Below are 26,931 nucleotides of genomic sequence, written 5' to 3' on the forward strand. Positions count from 1 at the left end.
TCCCCGTGAATTTTTGAACTTTGTACCCCTCTCCTGGGACGGGAGGGGGAACCCTGAAAAACAAGAATGGGGCGGCGGCGTGCCGCCGCCCCGAGGTTCACCCCTGGCGCAACCAGGACGTCAGCCAGGAGGGAGAACCATGGACCGCACCCGCCGTTACTGGGCGCGGCCTTCCTTCCAGGCCTTCAGCAGGTCGTCATAGGCGATGGTCTGACCTTTGGGCTTCTCGTTGTCGAGCTTGGCCTTCGGGGCGCCGGGGGCGGCGAACCACTCCTTCGGATCCTTCTTCGGGTTCAGCTTGGGCGCGCACTCGCCACCAATGTTGGCGCGCTCCATGCGGGCCAGCACCTGCTCCATCTGCTCGGCCAGATTGTCCATCGCCTGCTGCGGGGTGCGCTCACCCGTCACGGCTTCGGCGATGTTCTGCCACCACAGCGGGGCCAGCTTCGGATAGTCCGGCACGTTGGTGCCGGTCGGCGTCCAGGAAACACGGGCCGGGCTGCGGTAGAACTCGACCAGACCGCCCAGCTTCGGAGCGACCTGGGTCATCGCCTCGGACCTGATGTCGCTGTCGCGGATCGGCGTCAGGCCGACCAGCGTCTTCTTCAGCGACGCGGTCTTCGACACGGTGAACTGGGCGTAGAGCCAGGCGGCCTTGCGGCGTTCGGCCGGGGTGGACTTCAGCAGCGTCCAGGACCCGACGTCCTGGTAGCCGAGCTTCATGCCCTGTTCCCAGTAGGGCCCGCGCGGCGAGGGGGCCATGCGCCATTTCGGCGTGCCGTCGGCGTTGACCACCGGCAGGCCCGCCTTGGTCATGTCGGCGGTGAAGGCGGTGTACCAGAAAATCTGCTGGGCGACGGCACCCTGCGCCGGCACCGGACCGGCTTCGGAGAAGGTCATGCCAGAGGCTTCGGGCGGGGCGTACTTCTTCAGCCAGTCGATGTACTTCACCAGCGAATAGACCGCGGCCGGACCGTTGGTATCGCCACCGCGCGCGACCGACGCGCCGGACGGACGGCAGCCCTCGACGCGGATGCCCCACTCGTCCACCGGCTTGCCGTTGGGCAGGCCCTTGTCGCCGGCGCCGGCCATCGACAGCCAGGCGTCGGTGAAGCGCCAGCCGAGCGACGGGTCCTTCTTGCCGTAATCCATGTGGCCGTAGACGCGGACGCCGTCGATCTCCTTCACGTCGTTGGTGAAGAACTCGGCGATGTCCTCATAGGCCGACCAGTCGAGCGGGACGCCCAGATCGTAGCCGTACTTCGCCTTGAACTTCTCCTTCAGGTCGGGACGGGCGAACCAGTCGGCACGGAACCAGTAGAGGTTGGCGAACTGCTGGTCGGGCAGCTGGTAGAGCTTGCCGTCCGGGCCGGTGGTGAAGCTGGTGCCGATGAAATCCTTGAGATCCAGCGTCGGCAGGGTGACGTCCTTGCCCTCGCCCGCCATGAAGTCGGACAGGGCGACCGCCTGGCCGTAGCGGACATGGGTGCCGATCAGGTCGCTGTCGTTGACGTAGGCGTCGTAGACGTTGCGTCCCGACTGCATCTGCGTCTGCAGCTTCTCGATGACGTCGCCTTCCTGGATCAGGTCGTGCTTCAGCTTGATGCCGGTCAGCTCGCTGAACAGTTTGGCCAGAGTCTTCGATTCATATTCGTGGGTGGTGATGGTTTCGGAGACGACGTTGATCTCCATGCCCTTGTAGGGCTCGGCCGCCTTCACGAACCATTCCAGCTCCTTCATCTGCTCGTCCTTGGACAGCGTGGAGGGCTGGAGTTCCTCGATGATGCGCTTGGCGACGGCTTCCTGTTCCGGCGTCATGGCGGCGGACGGCGCCGCCGACCCCATCGCCAGCAGAACGCCGATGCCGCCGGCCATCACCGCGCCGGTCAGACGGCGCCGCAGAGTCTGGTGCTGAAGCATGGTTCCTCCCACATGATCGACTTGATGTCGGGTTGACGTTTCGTATTGCTCTTACCGTCGCGCCCCGGTTTCGCAGGGACGGCGGATCCCTTGAAAAACTGTCCTTCTCAGCCGAAGCGGATGACGAGCGCCATCCACACCAGCGAGACCGCGAAGGCACCCCACAGCGACACATCGGTCGCGGCGAGCCAGCCCAGATGGATGAAGGCGCTGCTGAGCAGGCCGATGAACAGACGGTCGCCGCGGGTCGTGCGCATCGGCAGGAAGCCCTTCGCCTCCACGGTCGGCGACACCACCTCCCACACCGTCATGCCGGCCAGCATCAGGGCGATGCAGAGGAAGAAGATCGCGGTCGGCGCGGTCCACGCCATCCAGTCCATGTCCATGATCAGGTCTCCCTTAGACGCGGCCGGTCAAACACGACCGAGTGCGAAGCCCTTGGCGATGTAATTGCGGACGAACCAGATCACCAGTGCGCCCGGCAGGATGGTCAGCACGCCGGCAGCGGCCAGCAATCCCCAGTCCATGCCCGACGCGCTGACGGTGCGGGTCATGGTGGCGGCGATCGGCTTGGCGTCGACCGAGGTCAGCGTGCGGGCCAGCAGCAGCTCGACCCAGCTGAACATGAAGCAGAAGAAGGCGGTGACGCCGACGCCGGCCCGGATCATCGGCAGGAAGACCGTGCCGAAGAAGCGCGGGAAGCTGTAGCCGTCGATGTAGGCCATCTCGTCGATCTCGCGCGGCACGCCGGACATGAAGCCTTCCAGGATCCAGACCGCCAGCGGCACGTTGAACAGGCAGTGGGCCAGCGCCACCGCGATGTGCGTGTCGAACAGCCCGACCGTCTGGTAGAGCTGGAAGAAGGGCAGCAGGAACACGGCCGGCGGCGCCATCTTGTTGGTCAGCAGCCAGAAGAAGACGTGCTTGTCGCCGATGAAGCGGTAGCGCGAGAAGGCGTAGGCAGCCGGCAGGGCCACCGACAGCGAGATGATGGTGTTCAGCGTCACATAATAGATCGAATTGATGTAGCCGCTGTACCAGCTGGGATCGGTGAAGATGACGGCGTAATTGCGCAGCGTCGGGTTGTGCGGGTACAGCGTCAGGCCCGACAGGATTTCCTCGTTCGTCTTGAAGGACATGTTGACCATCCAGTAGATGGGCAGCATGAGGAAGACGATGTAGCAGACGAGAATAATCGTTCTTTTCGATACCCCCGCCGAGGATCGGCGGATGTTGGCCGGCGCCGACAGCGAACCGGGAGCGAGAACCGCGGCCTTGCTCATTTCTTCTCTCCCTCGCCGGTGCGGGTGATGATGGTGTAGAAGATGAAGCTGAACAGCAGCACGATCAGGAAGTAGACGATGGAGAAGGCCGCGGCCTTGCCGATGTCGAACTGACCCACCGCCATCTGCGTCAGATACTGGCTGAGGAAGGTGGTGGAGTTGCCGGGACCGCCGCCGGTCAGCACGAAGGGCTCGGTGTAGATCATGAAGCTGTCCATGAAGCGCAGCAGGACCGCGATGATCAGGACGCCGCGCATCTTCGGCAGCTGGATGTAGCGGAACACCGCCCATTTCGACGCGCCGTCGATCTTGGCCGCCTGATAGAAGGCCGGCGGGATCGACTGCAGTCCGGCATAGCACAGCAGCGCCACGAGGCTGGTCCAGTGCCAGACATCCATGACCAGAACGGTCAGCCAGGCGTCCAGCGAATTGTTGGTGTAGTTGTACTCGATGCCGATGGCGCGGAAGGTGGCGCCCAAAAGCCCGATGTCGCCGCGGCCGAAGATCTGCCAGATCGTGCCGACCACGTTGAACGGGATCAGCAGCGGCAGGGCCAGCAGCACCAGCGTCAGCGACGTCTTAGCGCTGCGACCGCCGGGCATGCCGAGAGCGATCAGGATGCCCAAGGGAATCTCGATGGCCAGCACCGCCAGCGAATAGATGATCTGGCGGACCAGCGCGTCGTGCAGGCGCGCGTCGGCGAGTACGGCGGAGAACCATTCGGTGCCGACGAAGAAGGTCTGGCCGGGGCCGAAGATCTCCTGCACCGAATAATTGACCACCGTCATCAGCGGGATCACCGCGCTGAAGGCGACAATCAGAAAGACCGGGATGATGAGGAACCAAGCCCGGTTGTCGTGGACCTTATCCATGGCTTCGTGCCTCCTTCAACCGACCAGATGGCTGTCGCGGTAGAGCTTGGTCCACCGGGTGGGGAAACGGATGGCGGCGTCGAGCGCCGGGATTTCCTGCTCCTCGCTCAGCCGGGCCTTCAGCGTCTGGTTCCCCAGCCGCACCGTCGCCAGCTTGGACGTGCCGAGATCGTCCACGCCGGTGACCTGCACCGGGATGGCTCCGGCGCTGCCGCTGCGGGTCAGCTCCAGGAATTCCGGACGGATGCCCAGTTCGAACTTGCCCCCGACCGTCGGCACGGCACGGTCGTGCAGCGGGATGGCGATGCCGTCGACCAGCGCATGATCGCTGCCCAGCGTGCAGGGCATCAGGTTGATGCCGGGGCTGCCGATGAAATAGCCGACGAAGGTGTGCAGCGGATTCTCGAACAGCTCCTGCGGGGTGCCGAGCTGGACCATGGCGCCCTCATACATCACCGCGACCTTGTCGGCGAAGGTCAGCGCCTCCACCTGATCGTGGGTCACATAGATCATGGTCAGGCGGTATTCCTCGTGGATCTGGCGCAGTTTGCGGCGCAGGATCCATTTGGTGTGCGGGTCGATGACGGTCAGCGGCTCGTCGAACAGGATCGCCGCCACGTCCGAGCGCACCAGACCGCGGCCCATGGAGATCTTCTGCTTGGCGTCCGGGGTCAGCCGCTGGGCGCGCTTCTTGAGGTCGGCGGTCAGGTCCAGCGCCTCGGCCACCTGCCGCACGCGGCGGTCGACATCCGCCTCAGGAACCTTGCGGTTGCGCAGCGGGAAGGCGAGATTCTCGTACACCGTCATGGTGTCGTAGATCACCGGGAACTGGAACACCTGGGCGATGTTGCGTTCTTCCGGCGTGCAGCGGGTGACGTCCAGCCCGTCGAACAGCACCCGTCCCTCGCTGGGCACCAGCAGGCCGGAGATGATGTTCAGCAGCGTGGACTTGCCGCAGCCCGACGGACCCAGCAGCGCATAGGCCTTGCCGTCCTCCCATTCCTGCGACAGGCGGCGCAGCGCGTAGTCCTCGGGCTTGCTGGGATGCGGGTGATAGGAGTGGCCGAGATTGTCGAATTGGATGGTCGCCATCGCTCCCGCCCCCTTAAGCGATGTTGCGCAGCGCACCGCGCCGCCAGTTGGGTGCCGCCACCAGCCGCCCGGCGGTGGAGAAGACGAAGATGCGGTCGGGATCGGCATAGACCTGGATCTCGCTGCCGATGGGATGGCTGTGAACCCCGTCCTCGCGGGCGATCAGCGTGGTTCCGCCGTGGCGCAGATGGATGAAGGTCTCCGACCCGCTGATCTCCGACAGCTCCACCCGGCCCTTGATCGGCACCAGCCGCTCGTTCCGGCGCAGCACAGTCAGATGGTTGGCGCGGATGCCGACCTTGCAGGGACCGGCGGGCAGGTTGCGGTCATGGGCCGACAGCGGCAGGCTGGTGCCGTCGGACAGCGCCACCCGGTCGTTGGTCAGGATCGCATCCACCACATTCATCGGCGGGTCGCTGAAGACCTCGGCGCAGTCGAGCGAGACGGGAGCGTGGAACACGTCGCCGGTCGGACCGGTCTGCAGCATCCGCCCCTCATGCAGGACCGTGACGTTGCCGCCGAGGATCAGCGCCTCCTGCGGCTCGGTGGTGGCGTAGACGACGGTGGTCCTGCCGTCGGCGAAGATGTCGCGCAGTTCGGCGCGCAGCTCCTCGCGCAGCTTGTAGTCCAGATTGACCAGCGGTTCGTCGAGCAGAAGCAGGCCGGCGCCCTTCACCAGCGCGCGGGCGATGGCGCAGCGCTGCTGCTGACCGCCCGACAGTTCGGCCGGCAGCCGCGCCAGATAGGGCTCGATCCGCAGCATGGCGGCGGTCCGGCGCACCTTGGCGTCGATCTCCGCATTGTCCTTGCCCTGGCGGCGCAGCGGCGAGGCGATGTTCTCGTACACCGTCATCGCCGGATAGTTGATGAACTGCTGATAGACCATCGCCACGTCGCGATGGCGCACCGACTTGCCGGTCACGTCCTTGCCGTTTTCCAGCACGCGGCCGGCATTGGGCGCGTCCAGCCCGGCCATCAGCCGCATCAGCGTCGTCTTGCCGGCCAGCGTCCGTCCCAGCAGAACGTTGAAACTGCCGGGTTGCAGTTCCAGCGACAGGGGGTGGAGATGCTGCTCGGCGCCGACGCGCTTCGCCACGCCATCCAGTGTGAGTGTCACCGCAATCCTCCCATCGACCGCAGGCCCGTCGCTTCATCGCCCGGTGTCCTGTTGGCCGTTGCTTCGCGGCGCCGGTCGAACCAGCCGCCGATGGCTTCCCGGACATTTGCGTCCAGGTGCAGCCCAAGTTTGGAGCGCCGCCACAGGAAGTCGTCGCCGGTCATGGCGAACTCCTCCCGCGCGGAGTAATCGAGTTCGGCTTCGAAGACGCCGCCCCCGAACTCGATGCCAAGGTCGCCCAGCCCCTTGGCGTCGCCCAGCAGCCGGTCGACCCGCGTGCCATAGGCGCGCGCCAGCCGGGTGGCCAGCGCATCGGGCAGCCAGGGGCGGCGGCGCTTCAGCCCGGCCAGGAAGCCGGCGAAATCGGCGTCGGCGATGTCGCCGCCGGGCAGCGCCACGTCGGCGGTCCAGGTGACGCCGCCCTTGCCGAGCGCCTTGCCGAGCTTTTCCGTCGCCTCCTCCGCCAGCCGGCGGAAGGTGGTGATCTTGCCGCCGAAGATCGACAGCATCGGCGCCTCGCCGGCCGGTTCGTCCATCTCCAGCACATAGTCGCGGGTGACGGCTGAGGCGTTGCCGCTGGCATCGTCGAACAGCGGCCGGACGCCGCTGTAGGTCCACACCACGTCGCTCTCGCGCACCGGCTTGGCGAAGTAGCGCGACACCGCCCGGCACATGTAGGCGATTTCCTCAGGGGCGATCGCCACCGCGCCGGGATCGCCCGAATAATCGAGGTCGGTGGTGCCGATCAGGGTGAAATCGCGCTCGTACGGGATGGCGAAGACGATGCGGCGGTCGTCGTTCTGGAAGATGTAGGCATGGTCGCCCTCATACATCTTCGGCACGACGATGTGGCTGCCCTTGACCAGACGCACCGACTTGTCGACGGTGACGCCCGTGCGCTTGGCGATCATTTCGCGCACCCAGGGGCCGGCGGCATTCACCAGAGCGCGGGCGCGGACGGTGCGGGTGGCGCCGGTGTCGGTGTCCACCAGCGTCGCTTCCCACAGGCCGCCCTTCCGTTCGGCCTTCTCGCAGCGGGTGCGGGTCAGGATCTCCGCCCCGCGGGCCTTGGCGTCCATCGCGTTCAGCACGACCAGCCGGCTGTCTTCGACCCAGCAGTCCGAGTATTCGAATGCCTTGGTGAAGCCGCCCGCCAGCGGCTTGCCCGCCGGCGCGCTGGTCAGGTCGACGCCGTGCGAGCCCGGCAGCAGCTTGCGCTTTCCCAGATGATCGTAAAGGAACAGGCCGATGCGGACCATCCAGGCCGGGCGCATGCTGCTGTCGTGCGGCAGCACGAAGCGCAGAGGCCAGATGATGTGCGGAGCGGCGCGCAGCAGAACCTCGCGCTCCTGCAGCGCCTCGCGCACGAGGCGGAATTCGTAATATTCGAGATAGCGCAGGCCGCCGTGGATCAGCTTGGTGCTGGCCGACGAGGTGGCGCCCGCAAGGTCGCCCTGTTCGCACAGCACCACGGACATCCCGCGCCCGACCGCATCGCGGGCGATGCCCGCCCCGTTCACGCCGCCGCCGACGATCAGCAGATCGGTCACCGCCGTATCGGTCGCACCGAGCCGGCCGTCCGTTCCTGCTGGGCTCGCGTTTGCCATGGGTTCCTCTCCGTACCGCGCCGGTTCCTTGCGAACCCGGCAGCTTTCGTTTCGGAACATATGATGTTCGTTCGCGTTTGAAAAGGAAAATGTTTGTTCAGCTGACCATGTTTTGGAGGCTACGCCGGATCGTGCCGTTTTCCTATCGGAAATAAGGCCGATCCGGCATTACGCCCGCCCGGCGGATCAGGCCGCCCGAATATGGCCGAGCAGACGGTCGATATCGTCGCTCAGGCTTTCGGAACGTTGCGAAAGCGCGCGGGTGGCGCCCACCACCTCGGCGGCGGCACTGCCGGTGCGGTTCACCGCGTCGTCCACCGAAGCCACGGTATCGGCAATGCTCTGCACCGCTTCGGAGGCATGATTGATGCTGCGCGCGATCTCGCCGGTGGCGGCGGACTGCTCCTCGACCGCGGCGGCGACCATGGCGGTGATCTCGTCGATGCGGCCGATGGTGCGGCCGATGTCGTCGATGGCCGACACGGCCCCCTGCGCGGTGGTCCGCACCGCCTGGACCTGCTGGGCGATCTCCTCCGTCGCCTTGGCGGTCTGTCCGGCGAGGCTGCGCACCTCCTCCGCCACCACGGCGAAGCCCTTGCCGGCATCGCCGGCGCGCGCCGCCTCGATGGTGGCGTTCAAGGCAAGCAGGTTGGTCTGGCCGGCGATGGCATTGATCATGCCGACCACGTCGCCGATCTTCTGCGCGGCGGTGGCGAGCGCCGTCATCAGTTCGTTGGTGCTGCGCGCCTCCTCCACCGCGCTGCGGGCGATCTGGCTGGAATCGCCGACCCGCCGGGTGATCTCGCCGATGGAGGCCGACAGCTGGCCGGCGGTGGCGGCAACGGTCTGCACGTTGGTTGCGGTGTCGGCGACCGCGGCACGCACGTCGGTCATGCGGCGGCAGGTCTGCTCGGCGGTGGCGGACATCCCCTCCGACGCCGCGCGCATGTCGGCCGAAGCGGCGGAGATGTGGCGCGAGGCCTCCTTCACGCTGGCCTCGATGCTGGCGGTGATGGTCTGGATGGTGCGCGACCGCTCGGCATCGGCGGCCTGCTTGATCGCATCCTGTTCCTCCTGCAGGCGGGCGATCTCGGCGCTCTTGTCACGGAAGAGACCGACGATTCCCGCCATCTCTGCGATCTCGTCGCGCCCGCCGACCCTGGCATCGGCCGTCAGGTCTCCGCCGGCGACGGCGCGCATGGCGTCGATCACCCGCATCAGGCGGCGGGTGAGCCGGTTGCGGACATAGAACCAGACGATCAGCAGGCTGGAGACCACCACCACCGCCGCAGCGGTTCCCTGGACGGCGACAGCCCCGGCAATCGCCGCTTCCGTCCGAGCCACGTCGGCGCCGGTGCGGTCCTGCTGGTGGGCGACCACCGTCTCGATGGTGCCGTTCAGGTCGGCGGTCAGCCGCACCGTCTCGGCCAGCGCGCTTTCGATGTCGGCGGTGATGCGCGCCTGCTCGTCACGCAGGCGGAAGACGCTGCCCGCCCCGCTGCCGAAGGCGGCCAGACCGTCGCGCGCCTTGACCAGCGCCGGCCGGTCCTGGCTGTCCTTGGGCATCGCGGCGATGGCGTTGTCGACGCGCAGGAGCGCCCAGTTGTATTTGGACCGGATGTTGCTGAGCGTCGCCCCCTGCGGCACGCTGGAGGCGGCGGCGATCATGCCGAAGGCAAGGTTGCCGTTGGCCTGCACCCCCATCAGCTGGGTGATGACCGGCAGCTCCTCCTGCGCCAGCCGGCGGCCCAGGCCGGTGGCGGTGTCGACCGTCTGCGCCGCCGCCAGATCCCCCACCACATTGCTGACGGACAGGGTCGACACCTCCAGCAGCGGCGCCACCAGATCGGTGAAATCCTCATGCGCCATCACCGCGTCGGCCATCAGGGCGTTGAGCTTCTCCTCGATCGCCAGCCGCTCGGCGGTGCGCTTGCCCAGCGTGTCCAACGCCGCCCCCATCCGCTCGACCAGCCCGGCCACCGCGTCCGCATCGGCCGAGGCGCCGACCGCATCGCCACGCATCGCCGCGATGCGGTCGCGCAGGCCGGTCAGCCGCCGGGACAGGCCAGCCATCCGCTCCTCCAGCTGGGCCGCGTCACCCGACGCCGCCACGGCAGGCGCATCGGCGGCGATGGCCGTGCTGTCTTTCGCCAGATTGAGCGAGCGCACGATGGCCGGCAGGCTGCTGCGGCCGATCTGGTCCATCGACCGCCCGGTTTCGGTCAGCGACCACCAGGCCATCAGGCTGGCGAAGGCGGCCAACAGCGCCACCCCGCCGAAGGCCAGGAAAAGGCGCCCCTGAATGCCAAGCAATGACCGGTCTCCCCCTACCGAACGACCGCCCCCATTCACCGACGATCGCGTCATATTCCTCTCCCTTACGTTATCTTCTTGCCGAGACGCCGGTTACTCTGCTGCCCGGCGATCTTATCGGATGGATTTGGCGGTGGTGACTCGCGGGGAACCCTGACTTGCCGCTGGCCGGTTGGCTGCGGCGATCCCACGGTCTCCTTTCCTATCATGCGCGTTCATTTTCGTAAAGAAACATGCTTGTGTTGCCAACAATATCCAGCGTACGGTGCCGCAGGTTCGCCGGGCGATGAAAATCGGCTGGCTTGCACGCTTTGCACGGCAGGGACGGACGGTTTTCGCTTTGACCCATTCCGCGCATCTGATCCACTGACGCTCCCAAACGCCATCCCAACGACCGGAGACAGCCCCCCGATGGACGCGCGCCTGGACGCCGAACGCCGCCAGCAGGAGATCGTTGCCCTGGTCCATGCCAAGGGCATGGTGCAGATCCAATGGCTGGCCGAGCATTTCGACGTCACCCCGCAGACCATCCGCCGCGACATCGAGCATCTGGCCGGCCAGTCCGCCGTCCGGCGCTTCCGCGGCGGCGTCACCGTGCCGTCCAGCGTGGAGAACATCGCCTATTCCACCCGCCAGACCCTGATGGCGGAGGAAAAGCGCCGCATTGCCGAACTGGTGGCGCGCCATGTGCCGGAGGACGCCTCGCTGTTCCTCAACATCGGCACGACGACGGAGGCGGTGGCCCAGGCCCTGCTCGGCCACAAGCGGCTGCGGGTTCTGACCAACAACCTGAACGTCGCCACCATCCTGCACAAGAACACCAGCTTCGCCCTGTCGATCGCCGGCGGCCTCGTCCGCGAACGCGACGGCGGCATCATCGGCGAGGCGACGGTTGAATTCATCCGCCGCTACAAGGTCGATATCGGCATCATCGGAATCAGCGGCATCGATTCCGAAGGCGACCTGCTGGATTACGACGAGCAGGAGGTCCGCGTCGCCCGCGCCATCATCGAAAGCTCGCGCCGGGTCTTCCTGGTCACCGACCACACCAAGTTCGGCCGCAACGCCATGATCCGCATGGCCGACGTCAGCGTGCTCGATGCCCTGTTCACCGACCGCCTGCCGCCGCCGGAGTTGATGGAGGTGCTGGGCAACGCCGACTGTCAGGTCCATGTCGCCGACGGCAGCGAGCCGACCAACGGCGACGGTGAAGATACCGAGGAGTAGGGGAACAGCTCCTGTTTCTGCGAAACAGCTTCAAACGTGACACCGTCCGCCGCCCCCCAAGCGCTGCGAACTCGGGTTAACCAGGGTTTCCGAATGGCGAGGTTTCTGATTCGATCGAGGCCTTCGTCTGGGAAGGCCATTCACTGAATTCGATGGTTGCGACGCACCACCAAAAGCCCGCCGCCTTCCCCAGAGCCACCAGCATCAAGCTCCGCCGGACGCTGGCAGGATGCGACACCGACCACCTCGACGCCATTCTCGCCGCCCAAATCCGCTAACCTGGATGCGGAGCCCTGTTGGTTGGCGGACCTTGCCCGCCGCCCAAAAAAATATGGCCGCGACGGCATCCCGTCGCGGCCGGAGTCGAGGAGGCAAAGTGGAAAGGAGGCGTCAGGTCAGGATTTGAGCGCGGCCAGCCTGGCCTGCACGGCGGCCAGACCGTCCTTGCCGTCCAGCGTGGTGACGCCGGACAGCCAGGTCTTCAGGATGGCAGGGTTCTTCTTCAACCAGTCTGCCGCCACCGCTTCCGGCTTGCGGCCGCCGTTCATGATGCCGTCCATCACCGAATTCTCCATGTCCAAGGTAAAGACCAGATTGGACAGGAACTTGCCGACATTCGGGCATTCGGCGGCATAGCCCTTGCGTACGTTGGTGCTGACGGTGGCGCCGCCGTAATTCGGGCCGAACCAGTCGTCGCCGTCAGCCAGATAGGTGATGTCCATCGTCTTGTTCATCGGATGCGGCGCCCAACCCAGGAAGACGATCCACTTCTTGGACCGGACCGCGCGCTTCACCTCGGCCAGCATCCCGGCTTCACTGGATTCCACCATCTTGAAATCCTTCAGCCCAAAGGCGTCGGCCTTCAGCATTTTGTCGATGATGAGATTGCCATCGTTGCCGGCCTCGATGCCGTAGATCTTGCCGTCCAGCTTGTCCTTGAACTTCGCCAGATCCTTGAAGCTCTTCAGCCCGGCCTCGGCGGCATAGGTGGGGACGGCCAGCGTGTATTTGGCACCTTCCAGGTTGACGCGCGTCACCTCGACCGAACCGTCCTCCAGCACCGGCTTGATGAAGGTCTCCATGGTGGGCATCCAGTTGCCGAGGAACACGTCCAGCGACTTGGTCTTCAGCCCGAGATAGACGACCGGCACCGACGAGATGCTGGTGGTCGGCTTGTAGCCCAGCGCCTCCAGCGTGACGGAGGCGAGCGCCGTCGTCGCCGCGATGTCGGTCCAGCCGACGTCGCCGAAACGCACAGACTGGCAGGAGGCCGGATCGGCGGCGAGCGCCGGCCCCGCCGGCATGGCGGCGGTGCCGGCCGCCAGCATCAGGCCGACGGCGAGACTGGAAATCCTACCGAGTGTCTTGCCCATATCCCTGTTCTCCTTGCTTGTGGTTGTCGTTGTCGGCGTACGGGTTCACGCCCGCAGTCGTTGGTCTCTCCGGCTCTCCTTCCCGATGACGGCGGCCTCGGCGACGTAATAGGGGACATCGGCGCGCGGCAGCGGCGGTCGGCCACGCAGCGCGTCGGCCAGCTTCTCCGCCATCATGATGGTGGGCGCATTCAGATTGCCGGTGACGATTCGCGGCATGATCGAGGCGTCGATGACGCGCAGGCCCTCCAGCCCATTCACCCGGCCCTGACCGTCCACCACCGCGCCGTCGTCGGTTCCCATCCGGCAGGTGCCGCAGGGGTGATAGGCGGTCTCGGCATGGTGGCGAACGAAAGCGTCGAGGTCGGCGTCGGTGACGCAATCGGCGCCGGGGCTGATCTCCTCCCCGCGGTAGGGGGCCAGGGCGCGCTGCCGCATGATGTCGCGGGTGATGCGGATGCCGGCGCGGAACTCCTGCCAGTCCTGCGGATCGGCCATATAGTTGAAGAGAATGCTCGGCGCCTGCCCCGGATCGCGCGACCGGGCATGGACGCGCCCCTTGCTGGGCGAGCGCATCGAGCCGACATGGGCCTGGAAGCCGTGCGCCTCCACCGCGTTGGTGCCGTTGTAGCTGATGGCCACGGGAAGGAAGTGATACTGGATGTTGGGCCAGGGCACGTCGTCGCCGGTGCGGATGAAGCCGCCGGCCTCGAACTGGTTGCTGGCGCCGATGCCGGTGCCCAGGAACAGCCACTCGGCGCCGATGGCCGGCTGGTTCCACCATTTCAGCGCGGGATAGAGCGACACCGGCTGTCGGCATTCATACTGGATGTACATCTCCAGATGGTCCTGGAGATCGCCGCCGACACCCGGCAGGTCGATCACCGTCTGCACCCCCAGTTCGCGCAGCAGCGGCGACGGCCCCACCCCCGACCGTTGCAGGATCGCCGGCGAGGCGATGGCGCCGGCGCACAGCAGCACCTCCCGCCGCGCCCGCGCCGTCACCGGTGTGCCGTTGCGCAGATAGGCGACGCCGACCGCGCGGCGCCCGTCGAACAGGATGCGGTCGGTCAGCGCGTGGGTCACGATGGTCAGCCCCGGCCGCCCCCGCGCAAGGTCGAGATAGCCGCGGGCGGTGCTGCAGCGCCGCCCCTGCGCGGTCACCGTGCGGTCCATCGGGCCGAAGCCCTCCTGGCGGTAGCCGTTCAGGTCGTCGGTGCGGCCATAGCCGGCCTGCGCACCCGCCTCGACCATCGCTTCGTAGAGCGGGTTGACTCCGGGCTTGGCGGTGGTGACGAACAGTGGGCCGTCGCCGCCGTGATAGGCGTTGGGACCGGCGTCGCGCGTCTCCGCCTTGCGGAAATAGGGCAGGCAATCGAGATAGCTCCAGTCCTCCAGACCCGGCAGCTCGGCCCAGCCGTCATAGTCCAGCGCGTTGCCGCGGATGTAGCACATGCCGTTGATCAGCGACGAGCCGCCCAGCCCCTTGCCACGCCCGCACTCCATCCGGCGGTTGTCCATGTGCGGTTCGGGCTCGGTCTCGTAGGCCCAGTTGTAGCGGCGCCCTTGCAGCGGAAAGGCCAGCGCCGCCGGCATCTGGGTGCGGTAATCCAGCCGGTGATCGGGTCCGCCGGCTTCCAGCAGCAGGACGCTGACGCCCGCATCCTCGGTCAGGCGGCAGGCCAGCACGTTGCCCGCCGATCCGGCGCCGACGATGATGTAGTCATACTCGCGCACCGCAGAGGCGATGGAGGGCATGGCGTCGGGCATGGCGGTGCCGTTCTCCGGGGCAGCGGCTCCGGAGATCGCTTGATTCGACATCGAACACCCCTTCTGTAAAAAGCGGGCTTCCCTGAAAAGCGGGCTCAGAACACCGAGGAATAAGGTCCCAACTCGACCTGAACCGATTTGACTCGGGTGTAATGGTCGAGCGTCTCGACTCCGTTCTCGCGGCCGATGCCCGACTGCTTGTAGCCGCCGACCGGCATCTCGGGCGGCGATTCACCCCAGCCGTTGATCCAGCAGATGCCGGCTTCCAGCCGGTGGATCACCCGATGGGCACGGGCCAGATCGCTGGTGACCAGCCCGGCGGCGAGGCCGTAGCTGGTGGCGTTGGCCCGCGCGATGACCTCCTCCTCCTCGTCGAAGGTCAGGATCGACAGGACCGGGCCGAAAATCTCCTCGCGCACGATGGTCATGCCGTCATGGCAGTCGGTGAAGATTGTGGGCGCCACATAGGCGCCGCGCGCGAAGGCCGGCCCTTCCGGAACACCGCCACCGGCCAGCAGCCGGGCGCCTTCCGCCTTGCCGGCCTCGATGTAGCGCAGCACCTTGTCGCGGTGGGGGAAGCTGGCGAGCGGGCCGAAATTGGTGTCGGGATCCAGGGGATCGCCCATGCGGATGCGGCGCACGCGGGCCAGCAGCCGCTCTTCGAACGCCGCCGCGATGCCGCGGTGGACGAACACGCGGGTGCCGTTGGTGCAGACCTGGCCGGAGCTGTAGAAGTTCGCCATCATGGCGATGTCGGCGGCGCGGTCGAGGTCGGCGTCGGCGAAGACGATCAGCGGCGATTTGCCGCCCAGCTCCATCGTCACCTCCTTCAGGGTCGATCCGCCCGCCGCGGCCATCACCCGCTTGCCGGTCTCCACCCCGCCGGTGAAGGACAGCTTCTCGATGCCGGGATGGGTGGCCAGCATGGCGCCGACCCGGCCGTCGCCCTGCAGGACGTTGAACACGCCGTCGGGCAGCCCGGCCTCGCTGTAGATTGCCGCCAGATGGAGGGCGGTCAGCGGCGTCACCTCGCTCGGCTTGAAGATCATGGCGTTGCCGGCGGCCAGCGCCGGGGCCGATTTCCACAGCGCGATCTGGATCGGATAGTTCCAGGCGCCGATCCCCGCCACCACCCCCAGCGGCTCGCGCCGGGTATAGACGAAGGAGCTTGGCCGCAGCGGAATCTGCCGCCCTTCCAGCGCCGGGGCAAGGCCGGCGTAATATTCCAGCACGTCGGCGCCGGTGGCGATGTCGACCGCACGCGTCTCGCTCAGCGGTTTGCCGGTGTCCAGCGTTTCGATCTCGGCCAGCGCGTCGTTGCGCTCGCGCAGCAGGGATACCGCCCGGCGCAGCACCCGTGCCCGCTCCATCGCGGTCATCGCCGCCCACACCGCCTGCCCGCCCCTCGCGCTGTCCACCGCGCGGTCCAGATCGGCGGGCGTCGCCTGCGCCACCTCGGCCAGCGTTTCGCCGGTCGCCGGATCGACGGTGGCGAAGCGCTCCTCACCCTCGCCCGCGACAGGAAGACCGTGGATGTAATGGGCCTGCCGTCCGAATCGCGTCATGTCCTGTCTCCCATCCTCCTGAGCCCGGATTTCCGATCCCAGGGTCCAAGGGTGCATTGGTTCGCAGCACCATCATTCCAGGAGCACAGCCTGATTTTTTTTGATTGAACGTTCAATTAAAAAAGATCGGGTGACGATTCCGTTCTCCGGAATGGTCGTGTCCAAACAAACCGGAAGGCTGGCAGTCAGCCACAGGCCCGGCGATCTGGCCGTACCGTGCGGGACAAAGTCGTGCCATCCGCCGGCGGGGCTTCCGAATCCAGCTTAACGGATGCGACCAACTCCGGCCGGTCGGGCCACGCCTCGCAGACCGCCGGAAGCAGGATCTCCGACAAGGGGCAGGCAACCCATCGGGGAGCGCATGGGTCGTCGATCCGCGAAGACTGCTCCAGCAGCGCTTTCAGGCGCGATTTCTCACCAAATCCGGCTTCGATCGAACTCATGGAATGGTCTTCCCAGACGAAGGCCTCCACCGGATCAGAAACCTCGCCATTCGGAAACCGTCGTTGACCCGAGTTCGCAGCCCTGCACCAACCCCGATGCCGCTTGCCGAAGCGGGGCATCGCCTCCACTCTGTGTCGTTGGGCCTTGTGAAAGCGGTTGGCCCGGCAAACAGATATCGGCAGGTGTGCGGTGATCATCGAAAGCGACCTCAAGCTCGACTTCAAGGATGTGCTGATCCGGCCGAAACGCAGCACGCTGCAAAGCCGCAACGACGTGGACGTCAACCGGACCTTCACCTTCCTGCACACCCAGCGCGACTGGACCGGCTTCCCGCTGATCGCCGCCAACATGGACGTCACCGGAAGCATGGGCATGGCCCGCGCCCTGTCGCGCTTCGGTGCCATGACCGCCCTGCACAAGCATTACAAGGCGGACGAGCTGGTCGAATTCTTCCAGGCGGAGGCGGAATCCGCCGTCCAGTCGAACGTCTTCTATTCGATGGGCATCGCCGATGCCGACCATGACAAGTTCCGGGCGGTGAAGGCCAAGGCGCCGGTGGGGAAGATCTGCCTGGACGTCGCCAACGGCTATACCGAGCGTTTCGTCGAGGTGATCGCGCGCCTGCGCGAGGAGAACCCGGAGACCGTCATCATGGCCGGCAACGTCGTCACCGGCGACATGACGGAGGCGCTGCTGCTGGCCGGCGCCGACATCGTCAAGGTCGGCATCGGGCCGGGGTCGGTCTGCACCACCCGCAAGATGACCGGCGTCGGTTATCCCCAGCTGTCGGCCATCATCGAATGCGCCGACGCCGCCCACGGGCTGAAGGGGCAGGTCTGCGGCGACGGCGGCTGCACGGTGCCGGGCGACATCTCCAAGGCCTATGGCGCCGGCGCCGACTTCGTGATGCTCGGCGGCATGCTGGCCGGCCATGACGAGTGCGAGGGCGAGATCCGCTACGAGGACAACGACGGCAACCGCGTGCCCGTCGCCATGATCTTCTACGGCATGTCGTCGGACACGGCGATGCACAAATATTCCGGCGGCGTCGCCTCCTACCGCGCGTCGGAGGGGAAGACCGTGGAGGTCCCCTACCGTGGACCGGTGGAGAACACGATGCAGGAGATCATGGGCGGCGTGCGCAGCATGATGACCTACATCGGCGCCACCCGGTTGAAGGAGGTGCCGAAACGCACCACCTTCGTCCGCGTCGGCGCCCAGTTGAACACGGTGTTCGGAGGCTGATCGGCAGCACCGGCCGCATGGCTGATCCCTGTCGGCGCCCCCGTCCGATTCTTGTCTCTTGGTCCTGTTCCGTTCTACTGATTGGGTGAACGGCGAGTCGGATCTTTGCGGGAACGGGAAGACTTATGGACAGGGTGCCCGGCAGCGGAGCGGATGTCATCCGCGCGCAGTTGCCGACCCTGCCGGATACGCCCGGCGTCTATCGGATGCTGGCGGCCGACGGGTCGGTCCTTTATGTCGGCAAGGCGAAGAACCTGAAACGCCGGGTGGCCAGCTACACCCGCACCGACGGGCTGGCCAACCGCACCCGGCGGATGGTGGCGCTGACCCGCTCCATGGAGTTCGTCACCACCCACACCGAGGCCGAGGCGCTGCTGCTGGAAGCGAACCTGATCCGCAGCCTGCTGCCGCCCTTCAACATCCTGGTGAAGGACGACCGCTCCTTTTCCTACATCGTGATTGGCACAAGCAATAAAGGGAGTGGGCACGACTTCCCCCGCCTGATGCAGCACCGCGGCAGCGCAGAGCGGCGGGGAATGCGGGGCAAGGGCAACCGCCGTGACTCAGACCTGTTCGGCCCCTATGCCTCGCCGCATCTGGTTGGCATGACCATCGCCGCCCTGCAGCGCGCCTTCCTGCTGCGCAGCTGCGACGACGGCGTCTTCGCCTCCCGCACCCGGCCCTGCCTGCAACACCAGATCAAGCGCTGTTCCGCCCCCTGCGTCGGCCGCGTCAGCGTGGAGGACTACGCAGCCCAGGTCCAGGGCGTGCGCGACGTGCTGTCCGGCCGCAGTGCCGAGGTGCAGGCGGCGTTCGCCCGCCACATGCTGGACAGTTCCGACCGGCTTGACTATGAGGACGCCGCCCGCTGGCGCGACCGCATCCGCGCGCTGACCGCCCTGCAAAGCCGCCAGGACATCAATCTGGAGGATAGGCTGGGCGACGCCGACGTGCTGGCCTTGCACCGCGACGGCGGTGCGGCCTGCGTCCAGGCCTTCTTTTTCCGCGGCGGCCGCAACCAGGGCACCCGTGCCTTCTTCCCGCACATCGATGCCGAGGAGGAGTCCGGCGACATCCTGGCCGCCTTCGCCGCCCAACTCTATGCCGACACCCCGCCGCCGGACCTGCTGCTGCTGAGCGAACCGGTCGAGGCGCCGGATCTGCTGGAGGAAGCGCTGAGCCTGTCGTCAGGCCACCGCGTTACCGTCGAATGCCCCAGGCGCGGGCCGAAGCGCCGCGCAGTCGAACATGCGCAGACCAACGCCCGCGATGCGCTGGGCCGGCGACTGGCCGAACGCTCCACCCAGACAACCCTGCTGGAAGGGGTGGCACGGGTCTTCGGCCTGCCCGCCGCCCCGCGCCGCATCGAGATCTACGACACCTCGCATATTCAGGGGTCCTTCCCGGTCGGCGCCATGGTGGTGGCCGGGCCCGAAGGGTTCCAGCGCAACGCCTACCGCCGCTTCCACATCCGCGATCCGGAGGCTGCCGGCGACGATTACGCCATGCTGCGCGAGACTTTCACCCGCCGCTTCCACCGCAGCAGCGAGTCCGGCCCCGATTCTGCCCAGTGGCCCGACCTCGTCCTGATCGACGGCGGACTGGGACAGTTGAACGCGGTGAAGGACGAGCTGGCGATGCTGCGGATCACCGGCATTCCGCTGGTCGCCATCGCCAAGGGGCCGGACCGCAATGCCGGGCGCGAGCGCTTCTTCCGCCCCGGCCAACCGCCGCTGACCCTGGCGCCCAACGACCCGGTGCTGCATTTCCTGCAAAGGCTGCGCGATGAGGCCCACCGCACCGCCATCGACAGTCACCGCGCCCGCCGCATGAAGGCGATCTCGCACAGCCGGATCGACGGCATCCCCGGTATCGGCCCGGCCCGCAAGAAGGCGCTGCTCCATCATTTCGGCAGCGCCACTGCCGTGGCCTCCGCCGGGCTGAAGGATCTGGAAGCCACGCCCGGCATCAGCGCGGCCATCGCGCAAAAGCTCTACGAGCATTTCCACGGATAATCACCAACACCAAAACCGCATCAGATCTTGCTACCGGCAAATACGCTGCCCGAACATCTTGGAGATGTTTTCTGTTACAGAAATACTACATCGCTGCACCCGGCCATAGGGAGAGCATCAATACAATTTTTTATAAAATTTTAATTATGCTGTGTTTGCATGATGTCCCGGTAAGCGCCCTGAAGGCGGGCCGCGCATGAGTCTGCCCTTTTCCATCTCCATTCCCTCCCCAGATCTCATTCGAGGTGAAGGACATGCTGGCTGACTGGCAAATCCAAACGAAGACAGCGGCCGCGGCCGCGGTGGTCGGGCTCTTTTCCGTGGTGACCGCCGCCGCCGGGTTCTACGCCCTGGACCGCACGGAACAGGCCATCGGCGATCTGGTCCGCACGCAGAAGGAGCAGCTCAGCGCCTTCGACATGCGCATCGACATCATCGCATTGAGCCGGATGGAATATGAGTTGGGCAACGACCCTGCCCAGGCCGGAAACTACACGGCGCAGGCGGACAAGCGCATCGCCGAGATGAAGGAGCGGCTGGCTGCGATGGGTTCGCCTGCCGACCGCGAGCGGACGGCGAAGGTCGATGCGATCCGCGCCGGCTTCGGTGCTTACGAGACGAAGGTCCGCTCGATGCTCGACACCGCCAAGGCGGCGGCTGCCAAGGGTGGCGACGAGGGGCGGCAGATGGTGATCGGCGGACTGAAGGCCAGCCGCGACGGCCAGATGGCGCTGACCGACGCGGTGAAGGCCTACAACAGCGACGTGTCGAAGCGCACCGAGGCCGCGGTGCTGGAAGCGACGAAGCTGGCGGAGGCGATGAAGATCACGCTGGCGGTCGCAGCGGCGCTGGCGCTCGGCGCCGGGCTTCTGGTCTCCTTCCTGATCTCCCGTGCCGGTCTGGTGCTGCCGCTCCGCGCACTCATGCAGGAAGTCCGGCGGATGACGGGCGGCGCCCTCGACAAGACGGTCGAGGGCATCGGCCGCAAGGACGAGATCGGCGAGCTGGCCCGCTCGGTCGAAGGCTTCCGTCTGGAACTGGTCAAGGGCCGCGAGGTCCAGGCCGAGGTCGACCGCCAGCGCGAACAGGCGCTTGCCCTGGCCAACCGGCGCGAAGGGTTGCTGCGCGCCTTCGACAGCGCCATTTCCGGCATCCTGCGCGGCGTCGCGGCCGCGGCCACGGAGCTTGAAAGCACCGCCCGCAGCATGAGCGGCATCTCGCAGAAGTCGATGCAGCAGGCCACCAGCTCCGCCGCCGCGTCGGAACAGACCTCTTCCAACGTGCAGGCGGTTGCTGCCGCGACGGAGGAGATGAACGCCTCCATCGCCGAGATCGCCCGTCAGGTGAACCAGAGCACCGAAGTGGCCGGCTCCGCCATGCGGGAGGCCGAGCAGACCAACGCCGTGGTCGGCGATCTCTCCCAGACCGCTCAGCGCATCGGAGAGGTGGTGTCGCTGATCAGCGACATCGCCGCCCAAACCAACCTTCTGGCCCTGAACGCCACCATCGAGGCCGCGCGTGCCGGCGAGGCGGGCAAGGGCTTCGCCGTCGTCGCGAGCGAGGTGAAGAGCCTTGCCAGCCAGACCGCCCGCGCCACCGACGAGATTTCCGCGCAGATCCAGGCGATGCAGACGGTGACCGGCACGGCGGTGACGGCGATCCAGGGCATCGGCATCACCATCGCCCGCATGAACGAGATCGCCACCGCCATTTCCAGCGCCATCACTGAACAGAATGCGACGACCGAGGAAATCAGCCGCGCCATCCAGCAGGCCTCCCACGCCACCGCCAGCGTGTCGGCCAGCCTGTCGGAACTGACGGAAGTCGCCGCCCAGACGGAAACCGCCGGCGGTCAGGTTCTGTCGGCCGCCCGCGAGTTGTCGCAACAGTCGGAAGCGATGCATCGCGAGGTGGAGGGCTTCCTGTCGCAGATCCGCGCCGGCTGACCCCATAGGGAAACATGGCGCCCGTTACGGCACCGTCTTTCCGGTGAAGGGGTTCCAACCCAGTGCCGCCAGCGCCGCCCAGGCGGTGGCGCCAAGGTGGGGCCGGCGGTAATAGAGGAAGTCGTCGGTCTTGCTGTCCGGCCCGATGGCGAGCCCGGTCGTCAGCACCTGCGGCCGGGTGGCATAGAGGTAGCCGCCTGGGCTGATCTCCTTCAGCAATTCGCCGAACAGCCGGTCGGCATCGCCGCGGCGGCCGACGGCGCGATAGGCGAGTGCCGCCTGCGCCGTACCCTCCACCCACATGCCGTCACGGTCGTCGTTGAAATCGAAACCGCCGTCGGCGCCATGGGCACGCTCCGCATAGGCGAGCGCGGCCCGCCAAGCCTCCGGTGCCTTCGGCAACAGCAACGGCCAGAGCTGGGCATCGAGGCCAGAGGTGGAGGTGCTGACCGTCACCCCGTCCGGCCCGGTCCCGATGGGGAAATGGTCGCCGCCGGCCGTCCACAGCCTATCGAGGAAGGCGCGCGCCTCGCGCTCCGGCCCGGTAAAATCGTCACCCGAATCCTTGGCCAGCCAGCCGAACAGCGCGACCAGATCGGTGTTGTGTTCGGTCGATTTCCAGGTCAGCGGCTGCGGCGCGTCATCGAACCCCTGCAGGCCGCCATTGAATCCGCCAGGACCGCGCGGATCGCGGGTGTGCTCGACGGCCCAACGCGCCAGTTCGGCGGCCCCATCACGGAAGCGCTTTTCACCGGTCGATTCCGCCAGGGTGAGCAGGGCCAGTCCGGCCCAGGCGACGTTGCCGGTCGCGGTGCCGACCTGATAGGGATCCTCGCCCCACTGGTTGCCGACGGCATCCCACCAGCCGTTTGGCGGAATCGGCCGCTGTTTCTGAGCGCCCGCCCGGTAGGTGTTGCGCAGCCGCCCCTTCCAGCCGGCCCGGTCGAGCGACACCGCGTCAAGCAGCGCCTCGCCGATGCGCAGGGCCTTGTCGCGCTGGCCGCAGGCGGTCAGCGCCATGATCGCCAGCGCGTTGTCGTAGGTGAAGGCGGCGTTGGACAGCGCCGGCTCCGAGGTGGGGCCGGGGGCGTAGGAATTGTCGTAGCTGCGCAGGAACAGCGGCCCACGCCCCGAGACCTCGTCCACGCGGGACGCGAGCGCGGCACAGGTCTTCTGGGCCAGTTCCTTCGCCGGTGCCGCGGGAGCGGCGGAGACGTGAACGCTCATCGCTGCGGAAATTCCGAAGACGACCGCCGCCAGCGTGGCGCTGCGGAACCATCCGGCACGCCGGGGGAGCACGCGCTTGACGCAGATACGCTTTGACATCGACACCGCCGGCCAGTTCCACAAAGGTCCAGATATGGCCCTTTTGCCGGCCGGCGGCAACCGAACCGGAAAGGGAGCGCCACCTTACAGCGGCGCCAGCCCCGCCATCATGTGCTTCTTACGGTCGGCGTAGGCGCTGCCAAGTTCGGCGGCGCGGGAATCGTCCAGGACGTCCTTGGCCTCCTCGAACAGTTCCTCCTCCTCTTCGTCCAAATGGTGGCGGACCAGCTCGCCCAGCACCTGGAGCTTTTCCTTCCAGCCGCTGTCGCTGGTCTTCATCGCGTTCAGCTCGTCCAGCAGGCCGTTGATCAGATGATGCTCGTTCAGCCCCTCGATGGTCTCCGACTTCGCCTCCTTGGCCTTCTTCAGCGAGGCGTAGAACACGCCCTCCTCGACCTTGGAATGGGCCCACAGCTCGCGCTGCAGCTCCTCGAAGACCGCGCGGCCGCTGCCGTTGGCCTTCTCGGTCTGATCGAGAAGGCGGCGGATGGTGTCGTGGTCGGTCTTGATGCGGGCGAAGATGTCGGCCTGGGTACCGGTGGTCTTGCTGGCCATCGTCGGGGTCCTTGGCAATTGTCGGGGGCGGCCGCCGGAAGGCAGCCGCGGAATTGATTGCCAATAGAACCCCGCCGCGGCCGGACTGTTCCCTGCGACCGCTGCCGCCGGCTCAGCCTTCGGGATGCGTTTCCACGAATTCCCGCAGCGTGCGCATCAGGTCCACCGCATGGGCGACCTGCCCGTGGGCACAGGCCTCCGCGATGTCGTCGGCGATGATGTGGGCGATGCGGTCGGCTCCGCCGGGGCAGTGGGCAAGGCAATGCCCCATCTCCACGGCGACCATTTCCGGAACATGTTCGTGTTCGGCGATCGCGTCGATCTCGGCTTCGGTGAGATCGCTCAGCGCGATGCAGTCCTTGATCGTCAACATGGCGCGTTCCTCCCAGGAACGGCCGGACTGCCCCGTGGTCAGGGTCGAAAATCGGTCCTGCTGACCGGCGCCCTGCAAATGCCAGCGCCGCACGGTACCCCGCCAATGCAAGCGGCGGGGAAACCGCGCGGCCGAAGACCGGCAAAAATTCAGTGAGCCATCAGAACCGGCAGCCCGGCGTGGTTCAGCACGTAGCGCGTGACACCGCCCAGGATCATTTCCCGCATCCGGCTGTGGCCATAGCCGCCCATCACAAGCAGGTCGGCGCCCAGCTCCACGGCTTTCTTGGTGACCGTCTCCCCAACGGGTTCCGATCCCGGATACAATATAGTTAACTCAGGATTAACACCTTGCCAAGCGAGATAATCGGCGATGCGGCGTCCTGTCGCAGCCTCGGTCACCGAGGTCTCGGCGGTCAGCACGACAGCGCGCTCGGCGCTGCGCAGGAAGGGCAGCGCCGCGGCGACGGCGCGGGTCGCCTCCGCCTTGCCGTTCCAGGCGACGGCAACGGTGCGGCCGATCTCCGCCGGCAGGTCCTTCGGCACCAGCAGCACCGGCCGGGCGGAGCCCAGCAGCGCGGTTTCCATGGTGGTGTAGCCCTGGGTGTCGGCCTCGATGGAGGTGTGGGCGCAGACGATCAGGTCGGACAGGCGACCTTCCGCCGGCACCACGTCCTCCAGCCGCCCGATCACTTCGCGCCAGGCGGCGGACGGAGCCTCGATCCCGCCGGGGACGTCGCGCAGTTCGATCCCGGCTTCGGCGATCACCGTGTCGAAATGACGGCGGGCGGCGGCGCGGTGATTGTTCGATTCCGTCTCCGCCGCGCGCATGATCTCGTCCACCATGGCGCCGGACATGCCCTCGCCCAGCATCGGCACGGCATCGCGCGGGTCGAGGCGGACGAACAGGGCGACGAGATGCGCGTCGAAATCCTTCGCAACCGCGACCGCGCCCTTCAGGGCCACCGGATCGTTGTCACTGCCGCACAGCGGCACAAGGATGGTCTTGTAGGTCATGGACTCCTCCCGGACCGGTTCGAGCGGCCCTTCCCGGACGGCGCCGATCCGCCCGCCGGTGCGGCGGGGCATTCACCGTGCCGTCGTTCGCCCCATCATCATAACGGTATGGTCATCGCGGTCCACGGCCCGGGGCGGAGCCGTCGACCTTCGATGGTCGGCCCTTAACATGTTGTCCGTCCTGCAATTAGGCCAAGCTTGCACGGGCGTCGTCCAGCACATCCGCTGCAACCCTGCCAGCATCCAGGCGCGTCCAATCGATTGTACCCAAATCGTAGTTTTCCTGCCGCTCCGCCACGTCGGCGGTGGCGTCGGACGCGTCGTTGCGACGATTGGCCACACGCTCCACCCGCGCGGTCAACGGCGCCTCCAGCCAGATCCCGTCGAATCGCACGCCGGCATCGGCGGCTATCGAGGCGAGGCGGCGGCGCTCCGCCGGCCGGGCGCTGACCGCATCGACGACCACCGCATGCCCCGCCGCCAGCACGGCCGCGGCCCGCCGGTACAGCTCGGCATAGACCCGCTCCGTGACGGCGGGGGCATAGCCGTCCTCCGGCAGCCGGTCGGTGTCGGCCACGCCGCACAGCCGCTTGCGCAGGACGTCGGTGCGCAGGACCACCGCGCCCGGTGCCGGCCCCAGCCCTGGGGCCAGCCCTTCGGCAAGGCATGTCTTGCCGGTGCCGGACAGGCCGCCGACCGCGACCAGCCGCGCGGGTGCCGGGTCGAGCGCCGCCAGCGCGTGGTCCAGATACCGCCGCGCCTCCTCCGACAGACCGGACGCCGTGCCACCCAGCCGCAGCGTGGCGGCCAGCACCTTGGCGCGGACCGCGGCGCGCAGCGACAGAAACAGCGGCAGCGCCGCCAGCCCGCCGCAATCCCCCGTCTCCTCCAGATAGCGGTTCAGCACGACCGTGCCGAGCGGCCGCAGCCCCCGGTGATCGAGATCCATCAGCAGGAAGGCAAGGTCGTAGAAGACGTCGGCGACCGCCAGCGCCTCGTCGAACTCGATGGCGTCGAACAGGGTCGGCTCGCCGTCCAGCAGGACGATGTTGCGCAGATGCAGGTCGCCATGGCCGTGCCGGACGAAGCCGCTCCGCCGCCGCTCCTCCAGCAGCGGCGCCAGCCGGTCCAGCGCCGCCGCGGTGCGCACCGCCAGCCGCGCCACCAGGGCTTCGGGGAACAGGTCGGAAGCGGCGCGCAGATCCTCCAGATTGCCATCGGCGACCGCCCGCATCGCCGCCGCGCCGCCGCCATCCGGCCTGGGAGCGGCCTCGCGATGAAAGGCGGCGATCCGTTCGGCCAGCCGGCGCATCAGCTCCGGGGTCAGCCGGTGCCGCTCCGCCATGCGGTCGAACAGCCCGTCGTCGGGGAAGCGCATCATCGACACAACCCAATCGACGGCATCCTCCGCGCCGCCGCCTTCATCCAGGAACAGCCGTCCGTCGGCGCCGCGGCGGAGCGCCACCACCTCCCGATAGAGCGCCGGCGCGGTGCGGCGGTTGATCGCCAGTTCCGCCAAGCAGGCGGCGTGGCGCTTCTCCACCGTCGAGTAATCCAGATAAGGATACCGCACCGCGCGCTTCAGCTTCAGCGCGCGGTCGCCGGCCAGGAAAACCAGGGCGGCATGGGTGTCGATCCGCTCCACCGCCTGCCCGTCATGCGCGCGCGGGTCGTCCAGGAAGGCGATCGCCTCCTCCTGCCGGTCATGCCCCCGGAGTGGGCTTGGCTGCCGATCGATGGGGTGCGCGGTCATGACGTGAAGGTAGCAGAGCCAGCCCCCGCTTCGCTCCTGCTTTCATGGTTGAAACACCGATGCCAATCACGACATCCTAGGGGTAGCACAGATACGCCATGCGACGAACGCCACGCCCC

Annotated in this window: 20 protein-coding genes and 1 pseudogene; 4 read left to right on the top strand and 17 right to left on the bottom strand. The window is 67.1% G+C overall.

Annotated features, from left to right (window positions below; all coding sequences use genetic code 11):
• Window positions 1-156 precede the first annotated feature (156 nt).
• The 8 genes from A6A40_RS13505 to A6A40_RS13540 all read right to left on the bottom strand — a co-directional run bounded on the left by A6A40_RS13505 (window position 157) and on the right by A6A40_RS13540 (window position 10,204).
• The gene (locus tag A6A40_RS13505) at window positions 157-1,920 is read right to left on the bottom strand and encodes an ABC transporter substrate-binding protein (RefSeq protein ID WP_063635834.1); all 1,764 of its coding nucleotides are present in this window, start codon (window positions 1,918-1,920) and stop codon (window positions 157-159) included.
• Between the two features lie 107 nt (window positions 1,921-2,027).
• On the bottom strand, window positions 2,028-2,306 hold the full coding sequence (locus A6A40_RS13510) for a DUF2160 domain-containing protein (RefSeq protein WP_236783672.1): 279 nt from the start codon (window positions 2,304-2,306) through the stop codon (window positions 2,028-2,030).
• A gap of 27 nt (window positions 2,307-2,333) precedes the next feature.
• Window positions 2,334-3,203, bottom strand: a complete 870-nt coding sequence (locus A6A40_RS13515) for a carbohydrate ABC transporter permease (protein WP_199275877.1) — start codon at window positions 3,201-3,203, stop codon at window positions 2,334-2,336.
• Window positions 3,200-4,075, bottom strand: coding sequence for a carbohydrate ABC transporter permease (locus tag A6A40_RS13520; RefSeq protein WP_063635835.1), 876 nt, complete (start codon window positions 4,073-4,075; stop codon window positions 3,200-3,202). Before A6A40_RS13520 ends, A6A40_RS13515 begins: the two co-directional genes overlap by 4 nt.
• 15 nt (window positions 4,076-4,090) lie before the next feature.
• Window positions 4,091-5,167, bottom strand: coding sequence for an ABC transporter ATP-binding protein (locus tag A6A40_RS13525; protein WP_063635836.1), 1,077 nt, complete (start codon window positions 5,165-5,167; stop codon window positions 4,091-4,093).
• Between the two features lie 13 nt (window positions 5,168-5,180).
• Window positions 5,181-6,284: an ABC transporter ATP-binding protein gene (locus A6A40_RS13530; RefSeq protein WP_063635837.1), complete on the bottom strand. Its 1,104-nt coding sequence runs from the start codon at window positions 6,282-6,284 to the stop codon at window positions 5,181-5,183.
• Window positions 6,281-7,891 carry a glycerol-3-phosphate dehydrogenase gene (glpD, locus tag A6A40_RS13535; protein ID WP_063635838.1) on the bottom strand — a complete coding sequence of 537 codons (1,611 nt, stop codon included), beginning with the start codon at window positions 7,889-7,891 and terminating at the stop codon, window positions 6,281-6,283. Before glpD ends, A6A40_RS13530 begins: the two co-directional genes overlap by 4 nt.
• A 186-nt stretch (window positions 7,892-8,077) precedes the next feature.
• Window positions 8,078-10,204, bottom strand: a complete 2,127-nt coding sequence (locus A6A40_RS13540; RefSeq protein WP_236783673.1) for a methyl-accepting chemotaxis protein — start codon at window positions 10,202-10,204, stop codon at window positions 8,078-8,080.
• Window positions 10,205-10,615: 411 nt separating this feature from the next.
• Between A6A40_RS13540 and A6A40_RS13545 the strand changes: the two genes are divergently transcribed.
• Window positions 10,616-11,431 (top strand): DeoR family transcriptional regulator, encoded by an 816-nt coding sequence (locus tag A6A40_RS13545; protein WP_063635840.1) that lies wholly within the window; start codon window positions 10,616-10,618, stop codon window positions 11,429-11,431.
• A gap of 395 nt (window positions 11,432-11,826) precedes the next feature.
• On the opposite strand, the gene A6A40_RS13550 is transcribed toward A6A40_RS13545, so the two are convergent.
• The 4 genes and pseudogenes from A6A40_RS13550 to A6A40_RS13565 all read right to left on the bottom strand — a co-directional run.
• Complete coding sequence (locus tag A6A40_RS13550; RefSeq protein WP_063635841.1) at window positions 11,827-12,804, bottom strand: choline ABC transporter substrate-binding protein; 978 nt, start codon at window positions 12,802-12,804, stop codon at window positions 11,827-11,829.
• Between the two features lie 45 nt (window positions 12,805-12,849).
• On the bottom strand, window positions 12,850-14,625 hold the full coding sequence (gene betA, locus A6A40_RS13555; RefSeq protein WP_472240325.1) for a choline dehydrogenase: 1,776 nt from the start codon (window positions 14,623-14,625) through the stop codon (window positions 12,850-12,852).
• 44 nt (window positions 14,626-14,669) lie between these two features.
• Window positions 14,670-16,139: a betaine-aldehyde dehydrogenase gene (gene betB, locus A6A40_RS13560; RefSeq protein ID WP_063635842.1), complete on the bottom strand. Its 1,470-nt coding sequence runs from the start codon at window positions 16,137-16,139 to the stop codon at window positions 14,670-14,672.
• 305 nt (window positions 16,140-16,444) lie between these two features.
• Window positions 16,445-16,582 (bottom strand): annotated as a pseudogene (locus A6A40_RS13565) (ISAs1 family transposase); the annotation flags it as partial.
• Window positions 16,583-16,772: 190 nt separating this feature from the next.
• Between A6A40_RS13565 and A6A40_RS13570 the strand changes: the two are divergent.
• The 3 genes from A6A40_RS13570 to A6A40_RS13580 all read left to right on the top strand — a co-directional run bounded on the left by A6A40_RS13570 (window position 16,773) and on the right by A6A40_RS13580 (window position 21,789).
• Window positions 16,773-17,828 (top strand): GMP reductase, encoded by a 1,056-nt coding sequence (locus tag A6A40_RS13570; protein ID WP_063635843.1) that lies wholly within the window; start codon window positions 16,773-16,775, stop codon window positions 17,826-17,828.
• A gap of 125 nt (window positions 17,829-17,953) precedes the next feature.
• Window positions 17,954-19,843, top strand: a complete 1,890-nt coding sequence (uvrC, locus tag A6A40_RS13575) for an excinuclease ABC subunit UvrC (protein WP_063635844.1) — start codon at window positions 17,954-17,956, stop codon at window positions 19,841-19,843.
• A gap of 254 nt (window positions 19,844-20,097) precedes the next feature.
• Window positions 20,098-21,789 carry a methyl-accepting chemotaxis protein gene (locus A6A40_RS13580; protein WP_063635845.1) on the top strand — a complete coding sequence of 564 codons (1,692 nt, stop codon included), beginning with the start codon at window positions 20,098-20,100 and terminating at the stop codon, window positions 21,787-21,789.
• A 24-nt stretch (window positions 21,790-21,813) separates the two neighbouring features.
• On the opposite strand, the gene A6A40_RS13585 is transcribed toward A6A40_RS13580, so the two are convergent.
• The 5 genes from A6A40_RS13585 to A6A40_RS13605 form a co-directional block, all read right to left on the bottom strand.
• Window positions 21,814-23,115 (bottom strand): hypothetical protein, encoded by a 1,302-nt coding sequence (locus tag A6A40_RS13585; RefSeq protein ID WP_063636300.1) that lies wholly within the window; start codon window positions 23,113-23,115, stop codon window positions 21,814-21,816.
• Window positions 23,116-23,199: 84 nt separating this feature from the next.
• A complete protein-coding gene (locus tag A6A40_RS13590; RefSeq protein ID WP_063635846.1) occupies window positions 23,200-23,670 on the bottom strand; it encodes a hemerythrin domain-containing protein in 471 nt (156 codons plus the stop codon).
• Window positions 23,671-23,782: 112 nt separating this feature from the next.
• Window positions 23,783-24,043 carry a hypothetical protein gene (locus tag A6A40_RS13595; protein WP_063635847.1) on the bottom strand — a complete coding sequence of 87 codons (261 nt, stop codon included), beginning with the start codon at window positions 24,041-24,043 and terminating at the stop codon, window positions 23,783-23,785.
• A 149-nt stretch (window positions 24,044-24,192) separates the two neighbouring features.
• On the bottom strand, window positions 24,193-25,059 hold the full coding sequence (locus tag A6A40_RS13600; RefSeq protein ID WP_063636301.1) for a universal stress protein: 867 nt from the start codon (window positions 25,057-25,059) through the stop codon (window positions 24,193-24,195).
• A 187-nt stretch (window positions 25,060-25,246) separates the two neighbouring features.
• A complete protein-coding gene (locus A6A40_RS13605; protein WP_063635848.1) occupies window positions 25,247-26,812 on the bottom strand; it encodes a bifunctional aminoglycoside phosphotransferase/ATP-binding protein in 1,566 nt (521 codons plus the stop codon).
• Window positions 26,813-26,931: the final 119 nt, after the last annotated feature.

The organism is Azospirillum humicireducens (genome assembly GCF_001639105.2).
GTDB classification, from domain to species: Bacteria; Pseudomonadota; Alphaproteobacteria; order Azospirillales; family Azospirillaceae; genus Azospirillum; species Azospirillum humicireducens.

Bases quoted from the DNA above. Each gene is read 5' to 3' on its own strand.
- A6A40_RS13505 (WP_063635834.1), bottom strand. From the start codon at position 1,920: ATGCTTCAGCACCAGACTCTGCGGCGCCGTCTGACCGGCGCGGTGATG.
- A6A40_RS13510 (WP_236783672.1), bottom strand. From the start codon at position 2,306: ATGGACATGGACTGGATGGCGTGGACCGCGCCGACCGCGATCTTCTTC.
- A6A40_RS13515 (WP_199275877.1), bottom strand. From the start codon at position 3,203: ATGAGCAAGGCCGCGGTTCTCGCTCCCGGTTCGCTGTCGGCGCCGGCC.
- A6A40_RS13520 (WP_063635835.1), bottom strand. From the start codon at position 4,075: ATGGATAAGGTCCACGACAACCGGGCTTGGTTCCTCATCATCCCGGTC.
- A6A40_RS13525 (WP_063635836.1), bottom strand. From the start codon at position 5,167: ATGGCGACCATCCAATTCGACAATCTCGGCCACTCCTATCACCCGCAT.
- glpD (WP_063635838.1), bottom strand. From the start codon at position 7,891: ATGGCAAACGCGAGCCCAGCAGGAACGGACGGCCGGCTCGGTGCGACC.
- A6A40_RS13545 (WP_063635840.1), top strand. From the start codon at position 10,616: ATGGACGCGCGCCTGGACGCCGAACGCCGCCAGCAGGAGATCGTTGCC.
- A6A40_RS13550 (WP_063635841.1), bottom strand. From the start codon at position 12,804: ATGGGCAAGACACTCGGTAGGATTTCCAGTCTCGCCGTCGGCCTGATG.
- betA (WP_472240325.1), bottom strand. From the start codon at position 14,625: ATGTCGAATCAAGCGATCTCCGGAGCCGCTGCCCCGGAGAACGGCACC.
- betB (WP_063635842.1), bottom strand. From the start codon at position 16,139: ATGACGCGATTCGGACGGCAGGCCCATTACATCCACGGTCTTCCTGTC.
- uvrC (WP_063635844.1), top strand. From the start codon at position 17,954: ATGGACAGGGTGCCCGGCAGCGGAGCGGATGTCATCCGCGCGCAGTTG.
- A6A40_RS13580 (WP_063635845.1), top strand. From the start codon at position 20,098: ATGCTGGCTGACTGGCAAATCCAAACGAAGACAGCGGCCGCGGCCGCG.
- A6A40_RS13585 (WP_063636300.1), bottom strand. From the start codon at position 23,115: ATGTCAAAGCGTATCTGCGTCAAGCGCGTGCTCCCCCGGCGTGCCGGA.
- A6A40_RS13590 (WP_063635846.1), bottom strand. From the start codon at position 23,670: ATGGCCAGCAAGACCACCGGTACCCAGGCCGACATCTTCGCCCGCATC.
- A6A40_RS13595 (WP_063635847.1), bottom strand. From the start codon at position 24,043: ATGTTGACGATCAAGGACTGCATCGCGCTGAGCGATCTCACCGAAGCC.
- A6A40_RS13600 (WP_063636301.1), bottom strand. From the start codon at position 25,059: ATGACCTACAAGACCATCCTTGTGCCGCTGTGCGGCAGTGACAACGAT.
- A6A40_RS13605 (WP_063635848.1), bottom strand. From the start codon at position 26,812: ATGACCGCGCACCCCATCGATCGGCAGCCAAGCCCACTCCGGGGGCAT.